Annotated in this window: 31 protein-coding genes and 3 tRNA genes; 28 read left to right on the top strand and 6 right to left on the bottom strand. The window is 70.2% G+C overall.

Annotation, left to right across the window (positions count from 1 at the left end):
* The first annotated feature begins 60 nt into the window (after positions 1-60).
* The 9 genes from ACIGJI_RS06345 (at position 61) to ACIGJI_RS06305 (ending at position 5,767) form a co-directional block, all read left to right on the top strand.
* Positions 61-145, top strand: a tRNA-Tyr gene (locus ACIGJI_RS06345).
* A gap of 72 nt (positions 146-217) precedes the next feature.
* Complete coding sequence (locus tag ACIGJI_RS06340) at positions 218-709, top strand: FBP domain-containing protein (RefSeq protein ID WP_060922589.1); 492 nt, start codon at positions 218-220, stop codon at positions 707-709.
* A gap of 45 nt (positions 710-754) precedes the next feature.
* Positions 755-1,555: an enoyl-CoA hydratase/isomerase family protein gene (locus tag ACIGJI_RS06335; RefSeq protein ID WP_363445483.1), complete on the top strand. Its 801-nt coding sequence runs from the start codon at positions 755-757 to the stop codon at positions 1,553-1,555.
* Positions 1,556-1,671: 116 nt separating this feature from the next.
* The gene (locus ACIGJI_RS06330; protein ID WP_363445485.1) at positions 1,672-2,712 is read left to right on the top strand and encodes a hypothetical protein; all 1,041 of its coding nucleotides are present in this window, start codon (positions 1,672-1,674) and stop codon (positions 2,710-2,712) included.
* Positions 2,712-3,506, top strand: coding sequence for an inositol monophosphatase family protein (locus ACIGJI_RS06325; protein ID WP_363445950.1), 795 nt, complete (start codon positions 2,712-2,714; stop codon positions 3,504-3,506). Before ACIGJI_RS06330 ends, ACIGJI_RS06325 begins: the two co-directional genes overlap by 1 nt.
* A 119-nt stretch (positions 3,507-3,625) precedes the next feature.
* A complete protein-coding gene (locus ACIGJI_RS06320) occupies positions 3,626-4,897 on the top strand; it encodes a M23 family metallopeptidase (RefSeq protein ID WP_363445487.1) in 1,272 nt (423 codons plus the stop codon).
* 68 nt (positions 4,898-4,965) lie between these two features.
* Positions 4,966-5,037: transfer RNA gene (locus ACIGJI_RS06315), tRNA-Thr, on the top strand.
* A gap of 32 nt (positions 5,038-5,069) precedes the next feature.
* Positions 5,070-5,143, top strand: a tRNA-Met gene (locus ACIGJI_RS06310).
* Positions 5,144-5,299: 156 nt separating this feature from the next.
* A complete protein-coding gene (locus tag ACIGJI_RS06305) occupies positions 5,300-5,767 on the top strand; it encodes a hypothetical protein (protein WP_363445489.1) in 468 nt (155 codons plus the stop codon).
* 9 nt (positions 5,768-5,776) lie between these two features.
* Here the strand turns inward: ACIGJI_RS06305 and ACIGJI_RS06300 are convergent, their stop codons facing one another.
* A complete protein-coding gene (locus tag ACIGJI_RS06300; protein WP_363445491.1) occupies positions 5,777-6,601 on the bottom strand; it encodes a CPBP family intramembrane glutamic endopeptidase in 825 nt (274 codons plus the stop codon).
* 164 nt (positions 6,602-6,765) lie between these two features.
* Between ACIGJI_RS06300 and ACIGJI_RS06295 the strand changes: the two genes are divergently transcribed.
* Entirely contained in the window at positions 6,766-6,927 is a 162-nt protein-coding gene (locus ACIGJI_RS06295; RefSeq protein WP_259952998.1) for a hypothetical protein, read from the top strand.
* A gap of 6 nt (positions 6,928-6,933) precedes the next feature.
* Here ACIGJI_RS06295 and ACIGJI_RS06290 read toward each other — a convergent pair whose 3' ends face one another.
* Positions 6,934-8,601, bottom strand: coding sequence for an MDR family MFS transporter (locus tag ACIGJI_RS06290; RefSeq protein ID WP_363445493.1), 1,668 nt, complete (start codon positions 8,599-8,601; stop codon positions 6,934-6,936).
* Entirely contained in the window at positions 8,601-9,212 is a 612-nt protein-coding gene (locus ACIGJI_RS06285; protein WP_259953000.1) for a TetR/AcrR family transcriptional regulator, read from the bottom strand. The genes ACIGJI_RS06290 and ACIGJI_RS06285 overlap by 1 nt, the downstream gene beginning before the upstream one ends.
* A 175-nt stretch (positions 9,213-9,387) precedes the next feature.
* Between ACIGJI_RS06285 and ACIGJI_RS06280 the strand changes: the two genes are divergently transcribed.
* The 9 genes from ACIGJI_RS06280 (at position 9,388) to ACIGJI_RS06240 (ending at position 13,466) form a co-directional block, all read left to right on the top strand.
* On the top strand, positions 9,388-9,825 hold the full coding sequence (locus ACIGJI_RS06280) for an Asp23/Gls24 family envelope stress response protein (RefSeq protein ID WP_363445495.1): 438 nt from the start codon (positions 9,388-9,390) through the stop codon (positions 9,823-9,825).
* Complete coding sequence (locus ACIGJI_RS06275; RefSeq protein ID WP_025104398.1) at positions 9,822-10,013, top strand: DUF2273 domain-containing protein; 192 nt, start codon at positions 9,822-9,824, stop codon at positions 10,011-10,013. Before ACIGJI_RS06280 ends, ACIGJI_RS06275 begins: the two co-directional genes overlap by 4 nt.
* Positions 10,010-10,351 carry a hypothetical protein gene (locus ACIGJI_RS06270; protein WP_280569458.1) on the top strand — a complete coding sequence of 114 codons (342 nt, stop codon included), beginning with the start codon at positions 10,010-10,012 and terminating at the stop codon, positions 10,349-10,351. Before ACIGJI_RS06275 ends, ACIGJI_RS06270 begins: the two co-directional genes overlap by 4 nt.
* Positions 10,348-10,914, top strand: a complete 567-nt coding sequence (locus tag ACIGJI_RS06265) for a hypothetical protein (RefSeq protein WP_363445497.1) — start codon at positions 10,348-10,350, stop codon at positions 10,912-10,914. The genes ACIGJI_RS06270 and ACIGJI_RS06265 overlap by 4 nt, the downstream gene beginning before the upstream one ends.
* Positions 10,911-11,609, top strand: a complete 699-nt coding sequence (locus ACIGJI_RS06260; protein WP_292797051.1) for a hypothetical protein — start codon at positions 10,911-10,913, stop codon at positions 11,607-11,609. Before ACIGJI_RS06265 ends, ACIGJI_RS06260 begins: the two co-directional genes overlap by 4 nt.
* A gap of 14 nt (positions 11,610-11,623) precedes the next feature.
* Positions 11,624-11,797 carry a CsbD family protein gene (locus tag ACIGJI_RS06255; RefSeq protein ID WP_187663375.1) on the top strand — a complete coding sequence of 58 codons (174 nt, stop codon included), beginning with the start codon at positions 11,624-11,626 and terminating at the stop codon, positions 11,795-11,797.
* Positions 11,798-11,914: 117 nt separating this feature from the next.
* The gene (locus tag ACIGJI_RS06250; RefSeq protein ID WP_363445498.1) at positions 11,915-12,481 is read left to right on the top strand and encodes a sigma-70 family RNA polymerase sigma factor; all 567 of its coding nucleotides are present in this window, start codon (positions 11,915-11,917) and stop codon (positions 12,479-12,481) included.
* Entirely contained in the window at positions 12,478-13,080 is a 603-nt protein-coding gene (locus tag ACIGJI_RS06245; RefSeq protein ID WP_259953006.1) for a hypothetical protein, read from the top strand. Before ACIGJI_RS06250 ends, ACIGJI_RS06245 begins: the two co-directional genes overlap by 4 nt.
* Positions 13,077-13,466: a hypothetical protein gene (locus ACIGJI_RS06240; RefSeq protein WP_363445499.1), complete on the top strand. Its 390-nt coding sequence runs from the start codon at positions 13,077-13,079 to the stop codon at positions 13,464-13,466. Before ACIGJI_RS06245 ends, ACIGJI_RS06240 begins: the two co-directional genes overlap by 4 nt.
* 24 nt (positions 13,467-13,490) lie before the next feature.
* On the opposite strand, the gene ACIGJI_RS06235 is transcribed toward ACIGJI_RS06240, so the two are convergent.
* The gene (locus ACIGJI_RS06235; RefSeq protein ID WP_280569472.1) at positions 13,491-14,336 is read right to left on the bottom strand and encodes an SDR family oxidoreductase; all 846 of its coding nucleotides are present in this window, start codon (positions 14,334-14,336) and stop codon (positions 13,491-13,493) included.
* A 93-nt stretch (positions 14,337-14,429) separates the two neighbouring features.
* Between ACIGJI_RS06235 and ACIGJI_RS06230 the strand changes: the two genes are divergently transcribed.
* From ACIGJI_RS06230 to glmM, 7 genes are all read left to right on the top strand, one after another.
* Entirely contained in the window at positions 14,430-14,795 is a 366-nt protein-coding gene (locus tag ACIGJI_RS06230) for a helix-turn-helix domain-containing protein (protein WP_187663379.1), read from the top strand.
* 98 nt (positions 14,796-14,893) lie between these two features.
* Entirely contained in the window at positions 14,894-16,432 is a 1,539-nt protein-coding gene (locus tag ACIGJI_RS06225) for an APC family permease (RefSeq protein ID WP_363445500.1), read from the top strand.
* Positions 16,433-16,470: 38 nt separating this feature from the next.
* Positions 16,471-17,319, top strand: coding sequence for a tRNA pseudouridine(38-40) synthase TruA (truA, locus tag ACIGJI_RS06220; protein ID WP_268777218.1), 849 nt, complete (start codon positions 16,471-16,473; stop codon positions 17,317-17,319).
* Between the two features lie 53 nt (positions 17,320-17,372).
* Positions 17,373-18,041, top strand: a complete 669-nt coding sequence (locus tag ACIGJI_RS06215; protein ID WP_136052048.1) for an endonuclease/exonuclease/phosphatase family protein — start codon at positions 17,373-17,375, stop codon at positions 18,039-18,041.
* A 192-nt stretch (positions 18,042-18,233) separates the two neighbouring features.
* The gene (gene rplM, locus ACIGJI_RS06210; protein WP_187663382.1) at positions 18,234-18,680 is read left to right on the top strand and encodes a 50S ribosomal protein L13; all 447 of its coding nucleotides are present in this window, start codon (positions 18,234-18,236) and stop codon (positions 18,678-18,680) included.
* Between the two features lie 26 nt (positions 18,681-18,706).
* A complete protein-coding gene (gene rpsI, locus ACIGJI_RS06205) occupies positions 18,707-19,192 on the top strand; it encodes a 30S ribosomal protein S9 (protein WP_025104384.1) in 486 nt (161 codons plus the stop codon).
* 14 nt (positions 19,193-19,206) lie between these two features.
* On the top strand, positions 19,207-20,565 hold the full coding sequence (glmM, locus tag ACIGJI_RS06200; RefSeq protein ID WP_144880707.1) for a phosphoglucosamine mutase: 1,359 nt from the start codon (positions 19,207-19,209) through the stop codon (positions 20,563-20,565).
* A gap of 67 nt (positions 20,566-20,632) precedes the next feature.
* Here the strand turns inward: glmM and ACIGJI_RS06195 are convergent, their stop codons facing one another.
* On the bottom strand, positions 20,633-22,084 hold the full coding sequence (locus ACIGJI_RS06195) for a hypothetical protein (protein ID WP_363445501.1): 1,452 nt from the start codon (positions 22,082-22,084) through the stop codon (positions 20,633-20,635).
* Positions 22,081-22,407: a hypothetical protein gene (locus tag ACIGJI_RS06190; protein WP_363445503.1), complete on the bottom strand. Its 327-nt coding sequence runs from the start codon at positions 22,405-22,407 to the stop codon at positions 22,081-22,083. Before ACIGJI_RS06190 ends, ACIGJI_RS06195 begins: the two co-directional genes overlap by 4 nt.
* A 70-nt stretch (positions 22,408-22,477) precedes the next feature.
* Here ACIGJI_RS06190 and ACIGJI_RS06185 point away from each other — a divergent pair, with 70 nt between their 5' ends.
* The gene (locus ACIGJI_RS06185) at positions 22,478-23,392 is read left to right on the top strand and encodes a GNAT family N-acetyltransferase (RefSeq protein ID WP_363445505.1); all 915 of its coding nucleotides are present in this window, start codon (positions 22,478-22,480) and stop codon (positions 23,390-23,392) included.
* A 64-nt stretch (positions 23,393-23,456) separates the two neighbouring features.
* The gene (locus ACIGJI_RS06180) at positions 23,457-25,337 is read left to right on the top strand and encodes a DUF4012 domain-containing protein (RefSeq protein ID WP_363445507.1); all 1,881 of its coding nucleotides are present in this window, start codon (positions 23,457-23,459) and stop codon (positions 25,335-25,337) included.
* The last annotated feature ends 8 nt before the right edge of the window (positions 25,338-25,345 follow it).

Genomic DNA, 25,345 nt, shown 5'->3' with positions numbered 1-25,345 from the left:
GGCAGGTATGATTGTTCTTCGTGCCCCCGGTTGGCTGTTCAAGTCGGACGGGTGCGCTCTGGCGAGTTACCCAAGTGGCCAAAGGGATCTGACTGTAAATCAGCCGTCTTCGACTTCGGGGGTTCGAATCCCTCACTCGCCACCACGGAAGCCCCCGCTCGCGGGGGCTTCTCGCGTTCCCGGCCTCACCTCCGTGCCGAGTTCCTAGACTGGAGCGATGCGACCTCTCACCGAAGCCGACGTCCGGGCCTCGTTCGTGAACGCGGACGCCGACGAGCTGCGCGTCATGGAGATGCCGCACGACTTCCTCCTCGTGGACTGGGACTACCTCGACTTCTTCGCCTGGCGCGACCCGAGTGCCGGCAAGCGCGGCTACGTCCTGATCCCGCACGAGGGGCGCGTGGTCGGCGTGGTGCTGCGGGCGTCGGAACCAGGGCGCGGGCGCTCCGGCATGTGCAACATCTGCCACACGATGCAGCCGGGCAACCAGGTGGCGTTGTTCGCCGCCCGGCGCACGGGGGAGGCGGGGGAGCGCGGCGACTCGGTCGGCACCTACATCTGCGCCGACCTGTCCTGCCACGAGAACGTGCGCCTGGCGCATCCGCTCGCACCGAACGAGATCCGGGCGGCGGGACAGGTCGACTTCCGGCTCGACGGCACCCGGCGGCGCATGGAGCGGTTCGTCGCTCGCGTCTGGGACGGCTCCTGAGCGCGACTAGCCTGGAGGCATCCGCCTGTGCTCGAAGGAGAAGCCATGAGTGATGCCGTCCTGTTCGCCGTCGACGAGGGGATGGCGCGGCTGACGCTGAACCGTCCGACCCGCCTCAATGCTTTCAACGCCGATCTGGCGTACGCCTGGCGGGATGCGACCGTCGAGGCGACATCGCGGGAGGACGTGCAGGCCATCCTCATCGACGCGGCGGGACCGGCGTTCTGCGCGGGCGGCGACGTGATCGACATGGCGACGACCATGGGGTCGTCCGGGGCGGAGATCACCGCGCTGGCCGAGGTCATCAACACCGGGATCCGCGCGCTCACGGAGTCGAGCGTGCCCGTGGTCGCTGCCGCGCACGGGACGACGGCCGGCGGTGGACTCGGCATCCTGCTCGCCACGGACTACGCGGTGGTGGGCTCGCGGTCGCAGCTCGGGAGCCTGTATGCGAACATCGGCCTCACGCCCGACCTCTCCGTGTCGGCGCAGCTCGCGCGGGCCGTCGGCCAGCGCCGCGCCCTCCAGCTGGTGCTGCAGGACCGGCTGCTCACCGCCGCGGAGGCCCTCGACTGGGGGCTGGTGGCCGAGGTCGTGGAAGGCGAGGACGGCAGGACGGAAGCCGACCGGGTCCGTGCGCGGGCCGAGGAGGTCGCGCGGTTCTGGCTCGCCGGGGCCGCCGACGCGTACGGACAGGCCAAGCGGCTGGTGCGGTCGCAGCCGGAGCGCACGTTCGCCGAGCAGTTGAGCGAGGAGGCCCGGTCCATCGGCGCCGCCCTGGAGACCCCGGACGCGCAGGCGCGGGTCGCGGCCTTCGCTGCGGCATCCGCGAAGAAGGCCGGCTGACCCCTCCTCCCCAGAGCGCGATCGTTTCCCGATCTTCCGCGCGCCTGAGGGAAGCCGGAACAAGCGGGCCTGCGCGTGGCAGGATGAAGGCATCGCCGCTCGACGAGAGGATCCCCATGTCCCATCCGGACACCGCCCGGCTGCAGCCGCAGGGTGACAAGAAGAACATGTCGCTGCTCATCAGGGGGTCGCTGTGGGTCGCCATCGGCGCCCTCATCGCCGCCGCCTTGGTCTGCGTCGTGTGGGTCCTGGTCGGTGATCAGAACGGCCTCATCGGTCGTGCCTTCCTCACGATCCTCCTGCTCGCCGCCTTCGCCGGAATCGCCATCCTCGAGGCGGGCCTCGCCCCGAACCGGCCGGACTGGCTCCAGCTCGCCAGCATGGTCACCTGGGTCGTCGCGCTCCTCGTCGGCCTCGTGAAGATCTGGCTTCCGGAAGACGGCCTCTATTTCGGCGCGGAGCGGTTCTTCCAGCTGCTGCTCGTGATCGGGATCCTGCAGCTCGCACTGCTCCACGTGCGGCTGTTCACCCGTGCCGCGCAGCGCCACGTCACGACATTCACGAAGGTGATCCACATCGTGACGATCGTCTTCCTCGGTGTCCTCGTCGCGCTGCTGGTGTTCTTCCTCGCGTTCCCGAACACCTTCGACTACACCGAGCTGTACTGGCGCATCGTCGTCGCCCTCACGATCCTCGTCGCCGTCGGCACCACGCTGATTCCGCTGCTGAACGCCCTGTTCGCGCCGAAGAAGGCGCCCGCCGCCCGTCCCGTCGCTTCCGCCCCATCCTGGCCGACCTACGCCGATGGGATCACGCCGCTCCCGGTCCTCCCGGACGGCAGCCCGGACTGGAACGCCTACTACACGGGGTACCCCTCGACGGTCCCTCCGGCACTGGGTCAGGCGCCGGCCGCGGCGTTCCCCGTCGCGACGCCGCCCCTCGCGCCGACGGCCCCGGCCCTTCCGGACTTCGCCGCTCCTCCGGCTCCAGCTCCTGGCTCTGTGCCTCCCGCGCCCGACCTGCCTGCGCCGCCGCAGCCGGCGTCGCCCTCGTCGGCACCCGTTCAGCCGGCTCCGCCGCAGCCCGCGTCGCCCAGCCAGGGTGAGCCCCCGGCTTTCCCGCCGCCGCCGCCCGCGCCCTCGCACCCGGCACCGTGATCGACGCTCTCGAGCTCAGCGCGCTGGCGACGGAGATCGCCGAGGAGGCGGGCGCGCTCGCCCGTACCCGACGCCGAGAGGGTGTCCGGCTCGCCGCGACCAAGTCGTCGCTCGCCGACATCGTGACCGAGGCGGACCGCGAGGTGGAGGCCCTCATCCGCGAGCGGCTGCAGGCGGCGCGACCGGCGGACGGCTTCCTCGGTGAGGAGTCGGGCGCGGCCACCGGCGACAGCGGGATCACCTGGGTGGTCGACCCCATCGACGGCACGGTGAACTACGCCTACGGCATCCCCGCGTACAACGTGAGCATCGCAGCCGTCAGCGGTCCGCCGGAGCCGGACGAGTGGGAGGCGCTGGCCGCGGCCGTGCACGCGCCGGCCGTGGGGGAGACCTTCACGGCTGCTCGCGGCCACGGGGCCTGGTCGGACGGCGTCCGGCTCGCGGTCACCGAGGTGACCGACGCCGGCGCGCTCCTGGCGACCGGATTCGGCTACGACCCGACGACCCACGACGGCGACCTCGCGACGGTCCGGCGGGTGATGCGGATCGCCCGTGACCTCCGTCGTATGGGGTCGGCGGCCCTGGATCTGGCCTATGTGGCGGCCGGCCGACTGGACGGCTATTTCGAGCGCGGGCTCAAGCCGTGGGACCATGCCGCGGGCGCGCTGCTCGTCCAGGAGGCGGGTGGCCGGGTCAGCCGGATCGATCGGGAATCGCCGCGGCCTTTCCTGATCGCGGGCTGCGTGACCCTGCACGACCGACTCCGCGCTATCCTCGATGAGGAAAAACCCTGACCGATCCATGGCATTCACAGGTCGATCGGGGTAGTGTTTACCCGATCGTTACTTTCACCACCCGAAGGTGATAGTTGTCATTGCGCCCCCGAGCATCACGAACGACCGAGAGATTAGCTTTGCCCTTCGAGAACCCCCAGGCTGCCGCTGCGCCCACGCGCCGGTCCAGCCGCCCTCGCACTGCGGCCTCCGAGGCCTCGGCGAGCGGGTCGACGGCACCCCTCGCTGACGCGGAGACCGTGATCGCCCTCGCTGCTGTCATCCCGCTCTCCCGTCGCGCCGCGCGTCAGCGTCAGGCCGACGTCCCTCCGGTGCCCGTCGCGCCGGAGGAGCCCTTCATTGCGGCGGCTCCCGCGCCTGCCATCGCCGATGTCCCCGCGGTGCCCGTCGTCGCGGAGATCGTCGAGAAGGCCGAGGACACGGTTCCGGTCGAGGACATCGCCCCGGCGTCGGAGCCCTTCGTCGCCGAAGCCGACGCCGAGGGTGACGCCTTCGAGCGCGCCTCCCGCGCCTTCCGCACCACCGGCTCCATCCCGACGTCGTCGGCGTCTCGCCGTTCGGCCTTCGCCCCGAATGCCGCGTCGCAGACCGCGCCGAAGATCGACACCGCAGGCCTCGCGGCCGTCGGTCCTCGCCGCACGCGCAGCATCCGCAAGGCCCTCACGGCCGGTGCCACCGTCGGAGCCATGGGCCTCGCCGGCCTCCTGGCCGTGTCCATGACGCTTCCTGCGGAGGCGGTCGCCGCCGCCCAGGGCGGCTCCCTCGCCTCGACCTCCCTCGTCACCGCAGCGGCTGCTGACGCAGCAGGCTCGGCGGACGACGAGATCCAGGCCTTCGTCGCGCCATCCGGCGTGCAGAACGAGCCGCTCTCGCGCGGCGACAACTTCAGCACCGTCTCGCTCGTCGAGGTCGCCGCGGAGCAGGGCATCAACTACTCCGGCGAGATCTTCACGAACGACCCGGATGCCGCCATCCAGTGGCCGTTCCTCGTCGGCGTCGGCATGAGCTACGGCTACGGCATGCGCAGCGGCCGCCTCCACGAGGGCATCGACTTCGTGCCGGGCAACGGTGCGCCCATCCAGGCCATCGCCGACGGAACCGTCCGCATCGCGACCGAGCAGGGTGCCGCCTACGGTGTCACGGTCTACATCGACCACGTCATCGACGGCTCCGTCATCACGAGCCACTACTCGCACATGCAGTACGGCTCGCTGCAGGTCAAGGCGGGCGACAAGGTCAAGGTGGGCGACATCGTGGGCAAGACCGGCAACACCGGCCGCTCCTACGGCGCGCACCTGCACTTCGAGCTCATCGTGAACGGGACGACCATCGACCCGATGCCGTGGCTCAAGAAGAACGCCGGACGCACGTCTCTCACCTCGGAGGAGTGACCGTCTCGATTTCATGAGGACGCCACAGTGATGGTATTCTCGTGTGGTTGCCCCGCGAGGGGCAGCACGCCCCGATAGCTCAGTGGCAGAGCACTTCCATGGTAAGGAAGGGGTCGTCAGTTCAATCCTGACTCGGGGCTCGGAGTTCGCATCTGCGATGCGGATGCCGTGCGGCAGGGTAGCTCAGTTGGTGAGAGCGCACGACTCATAATCGTGAGGTCGCGGGTTCAAGCCCCGCTCCTGCTACAGAATGAAACCCCCGGAACCTTCCGGGGGTTTTGTCGTCTCCGACCTCAGTGCCGGGATACCGTCCTCACCCTGCGCGGAGCGTCCTCGAGTGTGTGACGCGTCGGCCTCCCAGCCGGCCACCGAGATGGCGGGCATCGAGGGACGAGGTCTGCCGTGTCTGCGCCCGATCGCCGTGCGAGCATCGTGTTCCGGGACGCCCGGCGCGCCCTGGAGGAAGCCGTCGCGGACGGGCGCGGTCATTCCCTCGGGCTCGAAATGCTCGCGCCGCACGAGTCCTGGGACCTGCTGGTCGCCGAAGGGTACGGGCGCGCGTTGCTGACCGGCGCCCTCGCCGGGCTGCTGCGACACGGCGTGACCGTCGCCGACGTGCTGAGCTGTCCTGCGGTCCCTCTCGGGGTCGAGCTCGGGACGAGATCCCTCCGGCTCGTCATGGGGTGGCTCGCGGACGGCGTGGCCGAGATGGACGATGCCGTCGTGTCGCGGACGATGGTGGCGGGCGTCGCCGACGATCTCGTCGGTGCCTCCGACGCGGCCCTGGCCGTCGGCGATGCGCACCGGGTGGCCGTGCTGGTCTTCGCGATCGCGGCCGTCGGCCCGCACGCCGTCTGGCGTGCGGTGTGATCCTGGCGGTCAGCGCTGCGGGGCGAAGGTGTCGGGTGCGGAGGCCCCGACTCGACCACGGATGAAGATCATCAGCACGAGACCCGCGACGATCACGACGATGTTGCCGAGCCCCGCGACCGCGGTGAGCCCGCCCTCGGCGGGGTGCAGCGTCTGCAGGAAGATACTCGGATCGGTGCTGGCGTGCAGGAGGATCGGGGCGATGATCGTCCCGGTGACCCGGAGCGCGAGGTACATGCAGATCCCGAACGCGAACGTGTAGACGAGCTGGAAGAGGGTCGGGAGCAGATCCTGGCCCGTCAGGAGATTCCCCGCGTGCAGAGCGGCGAAGATCGCGGCGGAGACCACCGCGACGACCAGTTCGCGCGCACCGGCGTCCCGCATCATCTTCACGACGAGGCCGCGCGTGAGCACCTCTTCCGCGAAGCCGATGGCGAGTCCCGCGAGCAGCCAGGTCGCGACAACATGAAGTCCGACGCTGCCGTCCTCGATCGTGAGGAAACGGAGGACGTTGAACAGCAGGACCGCGACGATCGCGATCCACATCCACCCCGCTCCCCGGATGGGCTGGGGCCCGAACACGGGTCGCCACCACCCGAGCGAGGCGATGAACGCGACCAGCAGGAGGCCCCCGACGAGGATCGGCAGGACGTCGTAGACGAGGACGCCGGCTGCACTCGCCGGATCGTCGACCTGCGCGGCCAGCGGGAGGAGGGCCAGCGAGAGCAGCTGATAGAGCCCGTAGTACACGGCCGCGAGCAGGAGGGCGCGCCACCAGCCTCCGCGATCCCAGAAGCGCTGCCAGGCGGAACGGTGCGGTGCGGCGTCGATCACGGGTGCTCCTCGAGAAGGGAGGGAGAGGGGGCGAACAGCTCCAGTCTGGTGGCTCCGCCCCCGGCGAGTGGGCGTGCGGCGGCGACACGCCGTGTCAACCCCCTCGGCCGCGTCGGCGCCCCCGCGCAGACTGGCCGTCCGGATCCCCAACATCAGGAGGCGCCATGTCCGACACGTCGAACAGCCAGGACAACCAGGAGGAGATCGAGGCCATCGGCGTCGACCCCGACTTCGTCACCACCGATCACGACCCCGAGCCTGACGACCTTCCGGCGACGGGCGGTGGGGAGGACGACGACGACGTCGACGTCGCCGACCTCCCCTAGCGCGGGCTACCTGCCCGTGGACGCCGAGCCGGTCTCTCCCGGCTCGGCGTCCGCGCGTCCGGCATCGACGCGTCCGGCGGTGCGGAGCTCGGCCTCGAGGCGCTCGGCCTCCTCGCCGCTGATCGCCTCGCCGCGCGCGACGAGACCCGCCTGATCCGACAGCGGGATCTGCTTGAGGAACAGCGACAGGATGAGCGCGAGCGCGATGAAGGGCACGAGGTACCAGAACACCGGGGCGAGGGCGTCCGCATACGCCGTGACGATGCCGTCGCGGACCTCGTCCGGCAGGCTGTTCAGCGTGGCGGGGTCGATCGTGGACGCGGCCTCGGAGGCGGCCTCGGGGGACGCCCCGGCGCCGGCGAACACGCCGAGCAGGTTCTCCGTCAGACGCGTGGTGAAGATCGTGCCGAACACCGCTGTCCCCAGCGAGGCGCCGACCTCGCGGAAGTAGTTGTTCGTGCTCGTGGCGGTCCCGATCTCGCCCGCCGGGACGGCGTTCTGCACGACGAGCACGACGACCTGCATGATGAGGCCGAGCCCGGCGCCGAAGACGAACAGGAATGCGCAGATCAACCAGATCGGCGTCTCCGCCGACAGCGTGGTCATGGCGACCATCGCGATACCGGTGATGATCGTGCCGAGGATCGGATAGATCTTGTACTTCCCGGTCTTCGAGATCGCGAGGCCGGAGAAGATCGAGGTCCCCATGAGGCCGACCATCATCGGGATCATCAGCAGCCCGGAGGCGGCGGCGGAGGTGCCGGACGACATCTGCAGGAACGTCGGGACGAAGCCGATCGCCGCGAACATGCCGATGCCGAGGACGAGGCCGATCGCCGTGGCGTTCACGAAGATCGGGTTGCGGAAGAGGCTGAGCGGGATGATCGGGTCCTGCACCCGGGACTCGGTGATGACGAACGCCGTCGCCGACACCACGAGCCCGGCGCCCCAGGCCCAGGTCGCGAGCGAGTCCCAGCCGAACGCGGCGTCGCCGCCGAAGTCGGTGAAGAAGATGAGGCAGGTCGTGGCGGCGGACAGGAAGAGCACGCCGAGGATGTCGATCGGCTTCTCCGCCTTCTTGCTGGGGAGCTTCAGCGCCACGAGGGCGATGAGGAACGCGGCGATGCCGACCGGGATGTTGATGTAGAACGCCCACTGCCAGGTCATGTGATCGACGAAGAAACCGCCGAGGAGCGGTCCGGCGACGGCGGAGAGGCCGAACACCGCGCCGAGCGGACCCATGTACTTGCCGCGCTCGTTGGCGGGCACGATGTCGGCGATGATCGCCTGCGACAGGATCATGAGCCCGCCGCCGCCGAGACCCTGGAGGGCACGGAAGACGACGAACATCCAGAAGTCCGTCGCGAACGCGCAGCCCACCGAGGCCAGTGTGAACAGGGCGATGGCGACGAGGAAGAGCGACCGTCGTCCCAGCACGTCGCCGAACTTGCCGTAGATGGGCATGACGATGGTGGTGGCGAGCAGGTAGGCGGTGGTGATCCAGACCTGATGGTCGACGCCGCCGAGCTGGCCGACGATCGTGGGCATCGCCGTCGACACGATGGTCTGGTCGAGGCTCGCGAGCAGCATGCCCGCGATCAGGGCGCTGAAGATGATCCAGATGCGGCGCTTCGTGAGGAGGAAGGGCGCATCCGCGGTGGCGGTGGCGGACATCAGTGGGCTTTCTGTGAAGGGGAGTAGAGATCGCGCGCGAGGCGCAGTCGGCGGGCGATGAGGTCGGCGAACGGCTCGGTGGAGTGGTGATGCAGCAGCTGCTCCATGCAGAGGCGGACGAGCGCGCCGACGGAGTGGACGAGCACCTCGGCGCGGAGCTCCGCGTCGGTGGCACCGCCGATGCGGCGCGCGACGAGGGCGATGTCGCGGCGCTCGTGCTTCTCCTGCTGCTCGAACGCCGCGCGTAGCAGCCGCGGCTCCTGCTCGATGACGGCGAACAGCTCGGCGGCGTGCTCGATCGGATCGAAGAGGGCGAAGCGCTCGACGGTGAGCTGCACGAAGTCGTCCAGGAGATCGCCGTCGCCCTCGAGGAAGACCGCTTCGAGCTCCTCCTGGCGGGAGTCGATCACGGCGAACCCGAAGACGGCGTTCTCCTTGCTCTCGAAGTAGTTGAAGAACGTGCGCCGGGAGACTCCGGCATCGGCGCACAGCTCCTCGACCGTGAAGCCGGCGAAGCCCCGCTCGGCCGTCAGGCGGCGCGCGGCCTCGGTGAGTGCCCGCGTGGTCCGCCGCTTGCGTTGCTCCCTCGTGGATTCTGCACTGTTCTCCATAGAGTGCAACTTTGCACTCTGAACCTTGGAGTGCACTGAAAGTCGCCGCCGAGGAAGGCGCGGAGATTCGTTCCGAGAAGTTTGTGACATTCTGTGCTCCTCGACCGTCTTAGTGGTGTCGTGAGAACACGGCCCGCGCGGAAACCGCGTGGACACACGGATGAAGGAGCTCGAGATGGCGAACGTGACTGGGGGCACCCAGCCCAAGGCTCAGGTCGTCCCGGCGTCGCAGGGGGCGGCGGGGAAGACGACGATCGAGGATGCGGTGGTCGCGAAGATCGCCGGCATCGCGGCGCGGGAGGTCGACGGCGTCTACGCGCTCGGCGGTGGCGCCGCGCGCATGATGGGTGCGATCCGCGACGCCCTCAACACGACCGACCTCGCGCAGGGGATCAGCGTCGAGGTCGGCGAGAAGCAGGTGGCCGTCGACGTGACGATCGTGGCGGAGTACCCGGTGTCCCTGCAGAAGGTGGCCGACCAGGTGCGGGCCGCGATCCACCGGGCCATGGTGGAGCTGGTGGGCATGGACGTCGCCGAGGTGAACGTGACCGTCAACGACGTGCACATCCCCTCGGAGGACGACGACGAGGCCCCGGAGGCGCGGGTCCAGTGAACGCCTCGGTGATCGGCGGAGCTGCGGCGACGGTGCTCGCGCTGACCTGGATCGTCTGGGGGTTCTGGGCGTTCCTGCTCGTCACCCTCGCGATGCTCGTCGGCGCCGTCGTCGGCCGCATCGTCGACGGTCGCCTGGACGTGCGGGCGCTCGCCGACGTGGTGCGGGGACGGCGATCGTCCTCATGAGCGTGGCACAGACGGACGGGCCGGCGGCCGTGGCGGGGGCCACGGTCGTCGAAGCCCGCGCGTTGCACCGGCTCGCTCTGGGGATCGTCCGGGATGCCGCTCGGGTCGGCACCGACGACGTGAGCGTTCAGCTCGCGGACCGTCGCGGCGATCTGCGGGTGTCCGTGGAGGTTCCGGTCGTGTTGAGCCGTCAGGGCACCGATCCCGTGAGCGCTCGGGCGGACGCCGTCCGCGACGCCGTCGTGCAGGGAATGCGCGACCTGGCAGCGCGTCACGTGGGAGCGGTGGACGTGCGCTTCTCCGGCGTCCGACGCGAGACGGAGAGGAGAGTGGCATGACGACGAACACCGCGACACCCCGGCGGCTCCTCCGCCGAGAGGCGAGGGCGACGCGCCGGGGCCCTGCGATCGCGCTCGCCGTGGTGCTGACCCTGGTCCTCGCCCTGTTGCTGGTCGGGGTGGCGGCGTGGGCCCTCGACGAGGGGTTCCGCACGCAGGCCGCCGCCTGGTTCGCGCCCGTCCCGGCGCTCCTGCAGATGCCGTCGGCCGTGATCGCGGTCGGGGTCGCGCTTCTCCTCCTGGCGTTGCTCCTCTTCGCGCTCGCTGTGCTTCCGGGCCGGCGTGCGCGCCGCACACGTCTCGACACGCGGGCAGCGCTCGTGATCGACGACGGTGTGCTCGCCGACGCCATCGCGGACGCGGTCGCACGCCGGATCGGGATGCCGCGCGGGCAGGTGGGCGTGACCGTGGCCCGACGCGCGGCGCTGATCCGGGTCACTCCGACGAGTGGGGTGCCGGTGGATGCGGCTGCCGCCGAGGAGGCAGCGGCCCGGGTGCTGGACGAGGTCGGCTTCCGGCTCTCGCCGCGGGTGCAGGTGGGACGGGAAGGAGTGATCGCATGACGTCGGCAGGGACGGCGGCGAACCGCGCGGTCCTCCTCGGGGGAGCGGCAGTGCTTCTGAGCGGGGGCGTCGTCCTCCTCGCCGGGGGGCTGCGGGGCACGGGCATGCTCCCGCCACCCTTCGAGGAGGTGCTCGCGCAGGCGGACGGCCTCGTGGCGTGGTCGGGGGCATGGGGCCTCGACATCCCCGGTGCGGGCTTCGTGCCGCTGTGGGCGATCGTGGGGATCGCCGCTGCGGCACTGCTCGTGGTCCTGCTCGTGGCCTTCCTGTTCACCCGCCGGCCGCGGCGGGAGCGCACCGTCCTCCGCCTCGTCGGCGGAGGAGGAACGACCACCGTCGACCGGAGCGTGGCGGAGGAGCTGCTCGCGGCGCCGCTCGCCGATCGGGCGGACGTGCTCGCGGCCCGGCTGACGAGCCGGAGAGTCGGGCGAGGGATCGCTCTCGGCCTCGTGGTGACCCCGCGCCCCGGTGCGGCTCTGGGCGGGCTGCTCGCGGCCGTCGATGACGTGGTGCAGGAGTGGGACGCCCTCACCGGTACCCGCATGCCGCTCGTCGTGCACGTCGCCGACCGCGGGTGGCGGGAACTCTTCCGGTCGCGGCAGCGGATGCGTCGTTCGCTCGCGACGGGACGGACCGCGGCGCCGGAGGGCCGGAACGCCGCACGGACATCGACCCCGACCGTCGGGGTCGTGTGAGGAAAGGAGACGCCATGAGCGCGGAGAACAAGATCAAGGCCGCAGCCGAGAAGGTGGCGGGCAAGGCCAAGGAGGTCGTCGGCGAGGTCACCGACAACGACAAGCTCGTCGCCGAGGGCAAGGCCGAGCAGGCCAAGGGTGATGTCAGGAACGCGGCCGAGGATGTCAAGGACACGTTCACCAAGTGACGGAGGGGGAGGAGACGCCCGTGCGGGCGTCTCCTCCGCCTGCGCGCATCGGGTCGTCACGATCCGACGCGGCGCGGGCTCCGAACGCCTGGGGAACCGTGAACGAGGGGTGGGGGAATGGCAGCCGACCGCTGGGGTGAGGCGCTGGAGCAGGCTGGGGACCGCATCGTCGCCGGCCGTGCGATGGATGGGGACGTCGCCGCATTCGCGGTGCTCGTGCGCAGGTACACGCCGATGATGAGGGCCTACACGCACAGGATGCTGAACGCATCGGCGGAGGTCGACGACATCGTGCAGGATGCGTTCGTGACCGCGTGGCAGCGGTTCGGTGAGCTGGAGGACCCCGCCAAGGTGAAGAGCTGGCTCATGCGGATCGTGAGTCGCAAGGCGGTGGACCGGCTGCGGCAGACGCGGCCGGCCCTCGACGTGGACGAGATCGACCGGCCCGTGCCGCCGCAGGCGTCGCCCGCCGCGGTCGTCGAAGCGCGAGCGGGTGTCGCGGCCCTCGGTGCCGCTCTGCGCGAGCTCCCCGAGGCCCAGCGCGAGTGCTGGGTGCTGCGGGAGCTGGGCGGCTACAGCTACGACGAGATCGCCGAGGAGCTCGGCATCCCCGTCAGCACGGTGCGCGGACTGCTGTCCCGCGCGCGGCGATTCCTGATCACACGGATGGAGGCGTGGCGATGACCGATCACCACGAGGACGACCAGCTGCGCCGCCTCGGTCTCGAGCCCGCCGACCTGGACGGGCACACGATCGAGGATCTCAGCGATTACCTGGACGCCGGACGCACCCCGCGGAACCCCGCGATCGAGGAGTCTCCGGGATGCCAGCTCGCGCTCGACGCCCTGGAGAGGCTGCGCGGCCTCGGCAGCGAGCTGATGGATGACGACGCGGCCTCTGCCGCGCCGGTGGACGAGAGCTGGGTGGACCGGATCCTCAGCGGCATCGCGATGGATGCCCAGGCAGGACGCCGTATCCCGTTCGCCTCCGACGATCCGGCCGTGGAGCTGGCGATCACCGAGGGTGCCGTGCGCGGACTGGTCCGTGCCGCGGAGGAGGCCGTCCCCGGGGTTCTGGTCGGCCGGTGCCGACTGGACGGCGACGTGACCGAGCCCGGAGCGCCCGTGCGGGTGATGATCGACGCGAGCGTGCGCCTCGGCGACCCTCTCCGCAGCGTCGCCGACCGGCTGCGCGCCGAGGTGGATGTCCGGCTGCGTCGTCACACCGAGCTGCAGGTCATGGCGATCGACGTCGCGATCACCGACGTCAGGGAGGGGGCATGATGGCCGACGCCGAGCTGACGAAGGAGGAGCGCGCGGATCTCGCGATCCGGATCGAGACCGCCCTGCGCGCCTGCTCGGGTGTGCGCGGTGTGTACCGCTCCGGATCGCTCGTCTCGAACCTCGTGCGTGCGGGGGCGGCCGCCTGGGGCGTCGAGCGCGGTGCCGACCCGATCGTGTCCGTCACCGCGGCACCGGAGGGCGTGGCGGTCGAGGCCGCGATCGGGGTCGACGGGCGGGTGAGCAGCGTCGCGACGCTGCGGCACGCCCGCGACACCGTGGATGCCGTGCTGCACGCGGACGGCCTGCGGCGCGACAGGCTCACGCTGACCGTCGCCTACGTGCAGAGCGCCGGGGAGCCGGTGCCGGGGGAGCGCCGCCGCCCGTGACGGCGGCCGGCAGCGCTCCTCACCTCACGCCAGGGCGCGGAGGCCTTCGACGAGCGGTGTCGTCGGGCGGCCGATGAGGCGACGGAGTGTGCCGTCGGTGTCTGCCAGTGCGCCGTCGCGGATACCGGCGTCGAGGGCGACGACGAAGCCGGCGGTGCCCTCATCGAGCCCGGCGGCGCGCAGCGCGGCGAGCTGCTCGTCCGCGGAGAGCGGGAGGAAGGTGACCTCGCGGCCGGTGACCTCGGTCATCGCGGCGGCAAGGTCGGCGTAGGTCCACGCGACGTCTCCGCCGAGCTCGTAGACGGCGCCGATGTGTCCATCCTCCGTGGCCACGGCCGCGGCGGCCTCGGCGTAGTCCTTCCGGCTGGCGGAGGCGACGCGGCCGTCTCCGGTGCCGGCGCTGAGGGTGCCGGTCTCGGTGGCGCGGGCGAGGTCGGCGGCGTAGTTCTCGGTGTACCAGTTGTTGCGGAGGATCACCGCGGGGAGGCCTGCGGCCGCGATGAGCTCCTCGGTGGCCTTGTGCTCGGGAGCCAGGACGAGGGTGCTCGTGGTGGCCTTCGGCGCGCTCGTGTAGATGAACTTCGACACGCCGGCGTCCTTCGCGGCGTCGATCACCGCCCGATGCTGCGCGACGCGCTGGCCCACCTCGGAGCCCGAGACGAGCACGACGGTGTCCACGCCGTCGAGCGCCGCGGCGACCGATTCCGGGTCGGTGTAGTCGAGACGGACGACGGGCACGCCGAGGTCGGCACCCTTGGCGAGGTCGCGGGCGCCGGCGCGGATCGCCTGCGGCTCGACACCGCGCTCCAGGAGGGCGGCGACGATGAGGCGGCCGAGGTGACCGGTCGAACCGGTGACGAGGATGGTCATGGGAGTCCTTTCGTAGCTGACTCCCCGGACAACCCCGATAGCCGTCGTGAGCATTCCTTTCAGCAGGTACCCACTTTTCGGTAAGGTACCCACATGACGGTGAGTTTTGCGCAGATCCGCGATTCGCAGCCGGCCCTCTTCGATCAGGGGTGCGGCACGCGCGTCGTCCTGGACCACATCATGAGCAAGTGGGGCGTTCTGGTTCTCTCATGTCTCTCCGACGGCACCCACCGCTGGGGAGAGCTGCGCCGACAGGTGGACGGCATCAGCGAGAAGATGCTCGCCTCCACCCTGCGCACGCTCACCGACGACGGCCTGGTGCACCGGGAATCGCTGCCGACGGTGCCGCCGCACGTCGAGTACAGCCTCACGCCGCTGGGGCGCGACCTGATGGAGCGGATGCTGCCCCTGATGGAGTGGGTGGCGGCGCACGCCGACGGAATGCTCGCTCGCGACTGACCCACGGAATCCTTCGCATATCCCCACACCACGCGTGGAATCCGTCGCCGAAACAAAAGGATTGACGGGATACCGCGGCCCGCCGTACTGTTCTGAGCATGGCAACGACGCCCATCCACCTTGAACGACCCGACGGCAAGGGCCTGGCTGCAGGCACCCTCGGCCTGTGGGGATCCACCGTCATCGGTCTGGCCTCCACGGCCCCCGTCTACTCGCTCGTCGCGACGCTCGGCTTCGTCGTGCTCGCGGTGGGCGCCCAAGCACCGATCGCCTTCATCATCGCCTTCGTGCCGATGCTGCTGATCGCCTTCGCCTACCGGGAGCTCAACAACGCCGTCCCCGACTGCGGCACCACCTTCACCTGGGGCACCAAGGCCTTCGGCCCCTGGGTGGGATGGATGGGCGGCTGGGGCGTCGCGGTCGCCGGCATGGTCGTGCTCGCGAACCTGGCGCAGATCGCCTCCGTCTACTTCTGGTCGCTGATCGGACAGGACCTCGAGAACAACGACTGGCGGGTCGTCGTCGTGGCCGTGCTCTTCATCGCCGCCATGACCTGGGTGAGCTGGCGCGGCGTGGAGATCGGCGAGCGCATCCAGAACGTGCTCCTCGCGATCCAGTACCTGGCGCTGGCGATCTTCGTCGTCGCCGCCCTCTGGCAGTTCTTCACCGGCGACGCCCCCGACGCCACGCCGTTCGCGTGGGAGTGGCTGAACCCGTTCGGCTTCACCGACTGGTCGGGCTTCACGGAGGCCATCCTCCTGGCGCTCTTCATCTACTGGGGGTGGGACACCTGCCTCGCCCTCAACGAGGAGACCAAGGACCCGAAGCGCATTCCCGGCCGTGCCGCGGTGCTCACCTGCGTGATCCTCCTGGTGACGTACGTCGCCGTGACGATCGCCGCGATGATGTACGCCGGACTCGGCGAGGATGGCACGGGACTCGGCAACGAGGCCAACGCCGACGACTTCTTCCTCGCCATCAAGGACGGCCTGCTCGGCCCGTTCGGGTGGGTGCTCGTGGTAGCGGTCATCATCTCGGCGATCTCGTCCACCCAGACGACGATCCTCCCGACCGCCCGCGGCACGCTCGCGATGGGCGTGTACCGCGCGCTCCCCGCGAAGTTCAAGGACGTGCACCCCGTCTACAAGACGCCGTCGTTCTCGACGATCGTCATGGGCGTGGTGGCCTCTCTCTACTACGTGGGCATGACCCTCATCAGCGACAACATCCTCCAGGACTCGATCCTGTCGCTCGGACTCGCGATCGCGTTCTACTACGCGATCACCGGCTTCGCCTGCGTCTGGTACTTCCGCGCCGACCTGCGGCGCTCCGCTCGCGACCTGTTCTTCAAGGGGATCTTCCCGCTGGTCGGCGCCCTGCTGCTCACCGGGGCGTTCGTCCAGTCGGCGATCGACATGTGGGACGTCGACTACGGCTACACCGTGCTCTTCGGCATCGGCGGGACGTTCGTGATCGGCATCGGGTCGCTGGCGATCGGCCTGGTCCTGATGTTCCTCTGGTATCTCTTCCCGCGGTCTAAGCGGTTCTTCCGGGGCGAGAGCCTGAACCGGGAGACACAGGTGATGGTTCCGGAGGAGCCGGGCGCGATGATCCGTTCGGTCGACGGCGGCATCTGACGCACGGGGTGCGCACGCGGCTGTCCTAGGCTGGCCTCGTGCGCATCCGGCTCGACATCGCCTACGACGGCACCCATTTCCGCGGGTGGGCCACGCAGCCCACGCTCCGCACGGTGCAGGGGACGCTGGAGGCGGCGCTCGCCCGGATCGTCGGCTCCGACGTGCGGTTCGTCGTCGCCGGGCGGACGGACGCCGGCGTGCATGCGAGCGGACAGGTCGCGCACGTGGATCTCGACGAGGCGCAGTGGGCGCGGATCGAGGCGCGCCACGGCCGCGCCGCCGAGGACCCGGCCGGCAGCATCGCGGCGCGCATGCGCGGGGTGCTCGGCGCCTACCCCGACGTGACGGTCACCCGGTCCTCGCTCGCCCCCGAGGGGTTCGACGCGCGATTCTCGGCCGTCTGGCGCCGCTACCGCTACCGGCTCGCCGACGACCTCGCCGGATACGACCCGCTGCGGCGGCTCGACACCACCACCATCCGGGGGCGGCTGGACGCGAAGGCGATGGACGCCGCGGCGCAGACGCTCATCGGCCTCCACGACTTCGCCGCCTACTGCAAACCCCGTGAGGAGGCCACGACCATCCGTACGCTGCTCGATTACCGATGGCAGCGGGACGCGGACGGGGTGCTCGTCGCGGAGGTCAAGGCCGACGCGTTCTGCCACAGCATGGTGCGGGCCCTCGTCGGCGCCTGTGCGGCTGTGGGGGAGGGGCGCCTCAACGTCGGCGATCTCGTCGTGCTCCGCGATGCGCTCACGCGGACGAGTGAGTTCAAGGTCCTCGCCGCCCGCGGGCTGACCCTCACGGAGGTCGGCTACCCGGCAGAGGAGCTCCTGGCCACCAGAGCCGCCCAGACCAGGGCCCGACGCGACCGCGAGAGCGACTGATCGCCGGGATCGGGAGCCGGGGCACAGATGGGGCGGGTAGCGTGGGGACGATCATGAAGGTCATCTCCTACAACCTACGCAAGCACCGCGCCGCCGGCGAGCTCGCGGCGCTCGTCGATGAGCATGATCCCGACATCCTCTGCCTCCAGGAGTGCGATGTCCCGGAGCTTCCGGATCGGATCGGCGGTCTCGTGCTGGCGGACGCGACGCAGGGCAACAGGCTCGGCCTTGCCCTCTTCTATCGCGAGAGCACCTATCGTCTGCTCGGCATCCGCACCCTCGGCCTGAAGAAGTCGCTGCATGACCGCATCGCCAAACCCGCGCATGAGCGCGTCCTCGGCGCCCGCCTGCGCGACATCGACGACGGCGGCGAGTTCATCGTGGCGTCATTCCACGCCGCGCCCCTGACGGCGTTGAACTCACTGCGCCGGCACCAGATCCGCGCGGCGCTCGCCGAGCTCGCGACGCTCGGCGAGGGGCTGCCGCAGCTCATGGTGGGGGACTACAACTACCCCGTCTTCAAGGAGAACCTCGGTCAGGCGGTGCGTGATCAGGGATACGCGCTGTCCCTCAGCGACGACCACACCTACACGCGGTACCGGGTCTTCCGCGGGCACTACGACTTCGCGACCTCGTCCGGCTTCGAGATCGAGCGCATCACCACGCTGCCGCAGCGCTCCAGCGACCACCGCCCGATCCTCGTGACGGTCCGTCCGAACTGACACCCGTGCCGGGCGGGTTTGGGGAATGCCGTTCCGGTGGCGTATGCTGACTCTTTGGTGCCCTTCCCTGCCTGCGGGGAAGATGCACATCCGAACGTGAGCCCTCCACTGGCGTGTTCCTCCCCGTAGGGAACGAACCACCCCGGAGTGGGATTCACGAACACCTCCGTTCGACAAGAAAGCAGCACTATCGTGACGCGCACTTACACCCCCAAGGCTGGCGAAGTCCAGCGCGACTGGGTCGTCATCGACGCCACCGACGTCGTTCTCGGCCGCCTGGCCTCGCACGCGGCGACGCTTCTGCGTGGCAAGCACAAGCCGACCTTCGCCAACCACATCGACTCGGGTGACTTCGTCATCATCGTGAACGCCGACAAGGTCGCGCTCACCGGTCAGAAGCTCCAGAAGAAGCTGGCCTACCGCCACTCCGGCTACCCGGGCGGCCTGAAGTCGGTCACCTACGCCGAGCTTCTCGAGAAGAACCCGGTCCGCGCCGTGGAGAAGGCCATCCGTGGCATGCTCCCGAAGAACAGCCTGGGCCGCCAGCAGCTGTCGAAGCTGAAGGTGTACACCGGTGCCGAGCACCCGCACGCCGCGCAGCAGCCCCAGCCGTACACCCTCGACCAGGTCGCCCAGTAAGCGCCGTACAGACTAAGGACATACTCGTGGCTGACATCCAGGACTCCACCGAAAACCTCCAGAACTTCTCGACGTCGACCCCGGAGACCGACGCGGTCGAGGCGGCTCCCCGCCCCGTGCTGAGCGTCCCCGGCGCCGCTGTCGGCCGTCGCAAGCAGGCCATCGCCCGCGTGCGTCTGGTCCCCGGCTCGGGCACCATCACGGTCAACGGCCGTACGCTCGAGGACTACTTCCCGAACAAGCTGCACCAGCAGCTGATCAACGACCCGTTCACCGCGCTGAACCTCGCCGGTGCGTACGACGTGATCGCCCGCATCTCGGGTGGTGGCGACTCCGGCCAGGCCGGCGCCCTGCGTCTCGGCATCGCGCGTGCCCTCAACGGCATCGACGCGGAGAACAACCGTCCGACCCTGAAGAAGGCCGGCTTCCTCTCGCGCGACGCTCGCGTCAAGGAGCGCAAGAAGGCCGGACTCAAGAAGGCCCGTAAGGCGCCTCAGTACTCGAAGCGTTAAGGTCCACTGCTCCGATGCCGATCTTTGGCACGGACGGCGTGCGAGGACTCGCCAATGGCATCCTCACCGCCGACCTGGCGCTCACCCTGGCCCAGGCGACTGCTGTCGTCCTGGGCCAGGGCCGTACGGCGGAGGCTCGCAAAGCCGAAGGCAAGCGACTCACCGCCGTCGTCGCCCGTGACCCCCGGGTCTCCGGGCACTTCCTGACCGCTGCGGTCGCCGCGGGCCTCGCCTCTTCCGGAGTCGACGTCCTCGAGGCCGGGGTCATCCCCACGCCGGCTCTGGCGTTCCTCGTGGCGGATCGCGATGCGGACTTCGGCGTGATGATCTCCGCCTCGCACAATGCGGCGCCCGACAACGGGATCAAGATCTTCGCCCGTGGCGGACGCAAGCTCCCCGACGTCGTCGAGCAGCGCATCGAGGAAGCCATGCATGGCGAGATGCTGCGCCCGACCGGTGCCGGCGTCGGCCGCATCGACCGCTTCTCCGATGCGGAGGACCGCTACGTCGTCCACCTGCTCGGCTCGCTGCCGCACCGCCTCGAGGGCGTCCACGTCGTGCTCGACTGCGCCCATGGCGCCGCTTCCGGGGTGTCTCCCGAGACGTTCCGCGACGCCGGCGCCGAGGTCACCGTGATCGGTGCCGACCCCGACGGCTGGAACATCAACGACGGCGTCGGCTCCACGCACCTCGACAACCTGGCCGAAGCCGTCGTCCGGCTCGGCGCCGACGTGGGCATCGCCCATGACGGCGACGCCGACCGCTGCCTCGCGGTGGACGCGCAGGGCAACGTCGTGGACGGCGATCAGATCATGGCGATCCTGGCGCTGTCGATGAAGGAGCGCGGCCGTCTCACCGACGACACGCTCGTCGCGACGGTCATGAGCAATCTGGGTCTGCACGTCGCGATGCGCGAGCACGGCATCACGGTGCGCCAGACGGCCGTCGGCGACCGCTACGTGCTCGAGGACATGAACGAGGGCGGGTACGCGCTCGGCGGCGAGCAGTCCGGCCACGTCATCATGAGCGAGTACGCGACCACGGGGGACGGCCTGCTCACAGGTCTCCATCTCGTGGCCGAGATGGCGCGGCAGGGCAAGTCCCTCGCAGAGCTCGCATCGGTCATGACGGTCTACCCGCAGCTGCTGATCAACGTCCGCGACGTCGACAAGGATCGCGTCGCCGAGGACGAGGTCGTGCAGCAGGCGGTGCGCGATGTCGAGGCTGAACTCGGCGACACCGGGCGCGTGCTGCTGCGCAAGTCCGGCACCGAGCCGCTCGTGCGGGTCATGGTCGAGGCCGCCGACTCCGAGTCGGCCCGGACCTACGCGGAACGTCTCGCGGCGGTCGTGCAGGAGCGCCTCGCGCTCTAGGACCGCCGTCTCCGAACCGGTCGGTCGCCTCGGCGGCCGACCGGTTCGTCGTCTCCGGAGGCCGCGTTCAGCGGGCGGCGCAGAGGCGGCTCGTCGTCCCCTCGGCCAGCGTCGCCGTGGCGCAGTCATCGAGGGTGAGTCGTGGTACCTCGGTCATCGACGGCGCATCCTGAAGCCCCAGATGCGCGCCGGTGAGCACCACCAGAGGCACCGCCCACCCCCAGCGCTCCGCCGCGACCCACTCGGCGTCGTTCTCCTCGATCCAGGCCTGCAGCGGCTCGACGTCGGCCCGCTGCTGGGCGAGCGTCAGCCCGGGGGACGTGACGGTGCCTGCGACGTGCAGCACCGCGCCCGCCGCGACGATCATCGCGACCAGGGCCGCCGCGACGGTCCCGCCGAGCCGCCACGCGCGTCGCTCGGGAAGCCGCGCGACCGACCAGACCGCGACGGCGGCGAGGACCGGGAAGAAGGCGAGGATCCCCGGCGCGGGGTGCCGGACCCACAGCGGCAGACGCGAGGCGGTCGCCCACCAGGTCACGAAGGCGAGGGCGCCGACGACAGCCGCGAGAGCGTAGGCGATGACCACACGTTCCTCTTCCGTCGCGATGCGCCAGCGACGGGCGACGCCGAGCGTCACCAGAGCGAGGGTGAGGACAGCGCCGAGGAGCGCGGCGGCGGGCGGCAGCGACCAGGAGTCGGCGAGCGTGCCGAGCTTCTGCAGCACCGTCGTCGCGGCGTCGGCCTGGCCGCCGCTGCGCACGAAGCGGACGAACGCGCGCAGGTGCTCCACGAATCCGGCCGGGCCGAGAGCGAGGAGCGCCCCCAGCTCGAACAGGGCCGTCGGCACCGCCGAGAGGAGGAGCGGCAGCCAGGCGCGGTGCAGGGCGTCGCGGACGCGTGCCCATCCGTGGCCATCGGCGAGGACCCACAGCGCGACGGCGTAGGCAGGGAGGGCGAGCGCGGCGATGAGCTTGGCCTGCACTGCGAGACCGACGAGAAGCCCCGCGAGCCAGGCCCGTCGCGGGAGCACGGCGAGAGCCCAGACCAGGAGCGCCGCGGCGGGGATCTCGCCCAGCAGGTCGGCAGGCCCCTGGATGGGGGAGACGCCGGCGCCGGCGGTGAACGCCAGGGGGACCGCGACGGCGAGAAGTGCCGCCCACCGCCCGCCGATACGACGGCCGAGGACCGCGAGTCCAGCGAGGAGCAGCAGCCAGAAGGCGAGCGGCACGAGTCGGGCCGCCAGAACCGGGTCCATGCCGGTCGCCAGGAGCGCCGCGACTGGGAGGAGCACGACGGGCCCGGTGGAGATGCGGGGGTCGAACGGCGTGATCGTCGAGCCGGACAGGGCGCCGTCACTGGCGTATCCGAGCCCGGCGAGGAGGTTGCGGGGCACGGTCAGATTGAACGCCTCGTCCTCCCAGAAACGGGACACCGTGAGGCTGTGCCAGGCGAGGGCGACGTGGCCGATCACGAGGGCGGCGGCCGCCACCCAGAAGAGGGCCGTGCGCAGCCGGCTCATCGGCGCACGGGCTCCGGACGACGGACGGCCCGGAGCGGAGCGGACGGACGCAGCGAGAGGAGCCAGGCCTCGCTGAGGGCGGAGCGCACGAAGACGCGCAGGCGCTTCGGTGGCAGGGGGAGCCCGCCGCCACGGCCCCACATGGTGCCGGTGCTGGATGCACCGCGGCGCGGGATGCTGGCGACGCGGACGTAGCGCACGCGGAAACCGCCCCGCGCCTCGGCGAGCGAGAAGTGTACGTGCGGCACCGTCGCGTCCGCGGGCACCGCCTCGACCAGGACTCGCAGAGCCTCGGGACGGTAGGCGCGCAGGGGCGTGTTCACGTCCGGGATGCGGCGACCCGCTGCGACGGCGATGAGGAGGCCGACCGCGCCGTCGCTTAGCGGGGCAGATGTGCTCCTCGCCCCCGGTCTGGTCGAATGGAACGAGCGCCGCTGGGGACTGAGCGCTCGCCGCGTCGAGTACCTCTCCGAAGGTCGATCGCCCGCTCGCCTGCGAGCGGTGCTCTACACGGATGGTCGCGGTCGGATACGTCAGCCCCGCCTCGACCCCTACCTCGCGCTCTCCTTCGAGTCGTCAGCCCCCGAAGGAGGGCCGCAGCGCGAGCGTCAGTGGCTGAGCGCCGCCTCTCAGTTGGCGGCGGACCTCGCCGATGGGCGGCTTCACGGAGCGGGCAATCTGCCGCCTGGACTCGGGGACGCACGACCGTTCGCTTGGGGAGGGCTGACGACCGCTGTCCGTTACACCTATACCGGGCCCCTCCCGCATGACGCGGCGCATGCAGAGGCAGCCGTCCGCAAGCGCATGTCGAAAGCACGTCGCGCCGGTTACACCTTCGAGCCCCGTGCCAATGCCGACGATCTCCAGCGGATGCTCGACAGCACGGGCGCACGCCAGAACTTTTCGTATGGATTGAGTTCGGGTGATGTGGATGCATTGACGCGTCTGCTGGGTCCTGAGGTGTTCAGGTGCCATACCGTGAGAGACCCGCTTGGCGAAGTCGTGAGCGCGGGTGCGCGGTTGGTGCAGGCGGGTGGTGTCGCCCTGGACTGGGTACAGGGTACAGAGCCCCGAGCGCTGAACGATGGTGCCGTGCAGCTCATGTACGCCGGTGTCCTGCAGGACCTGGACGAGATGGGTGCGACGAGCTTCGACTTCGGTGGCGCCAACATCGCGGCGGTGGCGCGGGCGAAGTCGTCCTGGGGCTTCCGACTCACGCCCTACGTGTCGATCTCCCGTCCCTCGGTGAAGCAATTGGCTCTGCAGGTTCCTGCAGTGAGGTCATTGGCGCTTCGGATCAAGAGGTAGTTTTCGCCACAGTGGCGCGCAGCGTTGGCGTGAGTCGTGCACGCAACCATGGTTGAATCGCCGAGTGACTGATCCCAGCCTTCCGCCTGCGACGCGGCGGGAGCAGCGTGCACTGCGCGCATCTTCCTCCGACGCTCCGACGACCGCTGCAACCGACAACGAGCGGACCCGGCCGCGCCGCCGCCGCGTCTGGCTCTGGGTGGGGGTCGCCGGTGTGCTCCTCGTCGCTCTGGCCGCGGCCGGAGTGTGGGCGGGAAGCCGGATCTATTCGCAGGCGATGCAGGCGCGATCGCACCTGCTCGCGGCCATGCCGTACGTCGCAGAGGTGAAGGCGGCGATGCTCGCGTCCGACCCTGAAGCGGCCGCGACGGCTGCGGCGGCGTTCCGGGCGGAGGCAGCGGAAGCGCAGGCGGCCGCGTCCGGCAGGGTCTGGGACTTCTTCGAGTCGATCCCGCTCCCACCGCTCGAGAACCTGCGTGCCGTGAGCACCGTCGCTGATGTGGCGGTGTCACTGGCCGATGATGTGCTCGTTCCGGCGAGTGGCGTGAGCGTCGCCGCTCTTGCTCCGTCGGGCGGCAAGATGGATGTCGCGGCACTTCGATCGCTCTCGGGTCTGCTCGATCAGATCGAGGCCGGGACCGACGCCGCGGACGAGCGCCTGGCAGCGCTCGATCACGGTGCCCTGATGGACGAGGTGCGCTCCGGCGTGCAGCAGGTCGAAACGGCACTCGCCGAGATTCAGACGGTGTCGGCGCCGGCCCGCGATGTCGTCGCCGTGCTGCCGGATGCCCTCGGCGCGTCCGGGCCGCGCAACTATCTCGTCATGTTCCAAGGCAATGCCGAAGTGCGGGCGAGCGGGGGCGGTCCCGGCTCGTTCATCCTCCTCAGCGTCGACGACGGTGCCCTGTCGATCGTCGGAGAGGCGGCGGCCACTGAGTTCGACTTCGCGATCCCGGAGCCCGTCGTGCCCATCGACGCAGAGACGGAAGCGCTGTACTCCGACATCGTCGCGCGGTGGATCGCGAACCTGACGGCGACCCCGGATTTCCCCACGAGCGCCGCGCTCGCCAAGGGGTGGTGGTCGACACTGCACGACGATCGGATCGACGGCGTGATCTCGATCGATCCGATCGGCCTGTCGTACATGCTGAATGCGACCGGACCGATCACGCTACCGACGGGCGACGTGCTGACGAGTGAGAACGCGGCATCCCTGCTCCTCAACGAGGCGTACTTCAAGTACCCGGACGGCGCCGACTCCAACCGGTTCTTCTCCGCCGTCTCGCTCTCCGTCTTCGGCGCCCTGACCGGCGGGAGCGTCGAGCCCGTTCCGATGATGGCCGCGCTGACGCGCGCCGCCGACGAGGGTCGCCTCAAGATCTGGAGCTCCGACGAGGACGAAGCCGCGCTGCTCGGGGAGTCCCCGCTGTCGGGACGACTCCCGTCGACGAACGACACGGAGAGCGCGGTCGGGGTGTTCTTCAACGACACGACGGGTTCGAAGATGGACTACTACGTCGATGCCGCGGTGGCCGTGCAGGCGGACACCTGCGCCGCTGAGGCCCCACGCTGGACGACGACGGTCACACTCCAGAACCACATCACGGCGGGTGCGGCCGGAGAGCTCCCGCGCTACATCACGGGTCCCTACTTCACGCCGGGGAACATCGGGACGGACTTCGTCGTCTACACACCGGTCGACGCCACGATCGAGGGGTGGACGCTGAACGGCAAACCGTTCGACGCGATCGCACACACGACTCATCTCGGGCGAGACGCGCTGCGGGTGAACGTCGTCCTTCCGCCGGAATCGACAGCCATCCTCGAGGTCACCATGGTGGGCACCGCCGGGAGCACCGCGGCTGACCTCGGGCCGACGACGGTCCGTCACACACCGATGGTGCGGGAGACGCCGGTGAGCATCGACGAGCCGACCTGCGGCTAGGCGGTGCT

The sequence above is a fragment of the Microbacterium sp. NPDC064978 genome (assembly GCF_044543605.1).
GTDB classification, from domain to species: Bacteria; Actinomycetota; Actinomycetes; order Actinomycetales; family Microbacteriaceae; genus Microbacterium; species Microbacterium meiriae.
The sequence above is the reverse complement of the archived record's forward strand: the minus strand, read 5'-3'. Positions and strand labels throughout refer to the sequence as shown.

Bases quoted from the DNA above. Each gene is read 5' to 3' on its own strand.
- ACIGJI_RS06290 (WP_363445493.1), bottom strand. From the start codon at position 8,601: ATGTCCGCCACCGCCACCGCGGATGCGCCCTTCCTCCTCACGAAGCGC.
- ACIGJI_RS06225 (WP_363445500.1), top strand. From the start codon at position 14,894: ATGGCAACGACGCCCATCCACCTTGAACGACCCGACGGCAAGGGCCTG.
- ACIGJI_RS06245 (WP_259953006.1), top strand. From the start codon at position 12,478: ATGACCGATCACCACGAGGACGACCAGCTGCGCCGCCTCGGTCTCGAG.
- ACIGJI_RS06255 (WP_187663375.1), top strand. From the start codon at position 11,624: ATGAGCGCGGAGAACAAGATCAAGGCCGCAGCCGAGAAGGTGGCGGGC.
- ACIGJI_RS06280 (WP_363445495.1), top strand. From the start codon at position 9,388: ATGGCGAACGTGACTGGGGGCACCCAGCCCAAGGCTCAGGTCGTCCCG.
- ACIGJI_RS06285 (WP_259953000.1), bottom strand. From the start codon at position 9,212: ATGGAGAACAGTGCAGAATCCACGAGGGAGCAACGCAAGCGGCGGACC.
- ACIGJI_RS06235 (WP_280569472.1), bottom strand. From the start codon at position 14,336: ATGACCATCCTCGTCACCGGTTCGACCGGTCACCTCGGCCGCCTCATC.
- ACIGJI_RS06335 (WP_363445483.1), top strand. From the start codon at position 755: ATGAGTGATGCCGTCCTGTTCGCCGTCGACGAGGGGATGGCGCGGCTG.
- glmM (WP_144880707.1), top strand. From the start codon at position 19,207: ATGCCGATCTTTGGCACGGACGGCGTGCGAGGACTCGCCAATGGCATC.
- ACIGJI_RS06195 (WP_363445501.1), bottom strand. From the start codon at position 22,084: ATGAGCCGGCTGCGCACGGCCCTCTTCTGGGTGGCGGCCGCCGCCCTC.
- ACIGJI_RS06270 (WP_280569458.1), top strand. From the start codon at position 10,010: ATGAGCGTGGCACAGACGGACGGGCCGGCGGCCGTGGCGGGGGCCACG.
- ACIGJI_RS06250 (WP_363445498.1), top strand. From the start codon at position 11,915: ATGGCAGCCGACCGCTGGGGTGAGGCGCTGGAGCAGGCTGGGGACCGC.
- ACIGJI_RS06330 (WP_363445485.1), top strand. From the start codon at position 1,672: ATGTCCCATCCGGACACCGCCCGGCTGCAGCCGCAGGGTGACAAGAAG.
- ACIGJI_RS06240 (WP_363445499.1), top strand. From the start codon at position 13,077: ATGATGGCCGACGCCGAGCTGACGAAGGAGGAGCGCGCGGATCTCGCG.
- ACIGJI_RS06215 (WP_136052048.1), top strand. From the start codon at position 17,373: ATGAAGGTCATCTCCTACAACCTACGCAAGCACCGCGCCGCCGGCGAG.
- ACIGJI_RS06340 (WP_060922589.1), top strand. From the start codon at position 218: ATGCGACCTCTCACCGAAGCCGACGTCCGGGCCTCGTTCGTGAACGCG.
- ACIGJI_RS06265 (WP_363445497.1), top strand. From the start codon at position 10,348: ATGACGACGAACACCGCGACACCCCGGCGGCTCCTCCGCCGAGAGGCG.
- ACIGJI_RS06230 (WP_187663379.1), top strand. From the start codon at position 14,430: ATGACGGTGAGTTTTGCGCAGATCCGCGATTCGCAGCCGGCCCTCTTC.
- ACIGJI_RS06295 (WP_259952998.1), top strand. From the start codon at position 6,766: ATGTCCGACACGTCGAACAGCCAGGACAACCAGGAGGAGATCGAGGCC.
- ACIGJI_RS06260 (WP_292797051.1), top strand. From the start codon at position 10,911: ATGACGTCGGCAGGGACGGCGGCGAACCGCGCGGTCCTCCTCGGGGGA.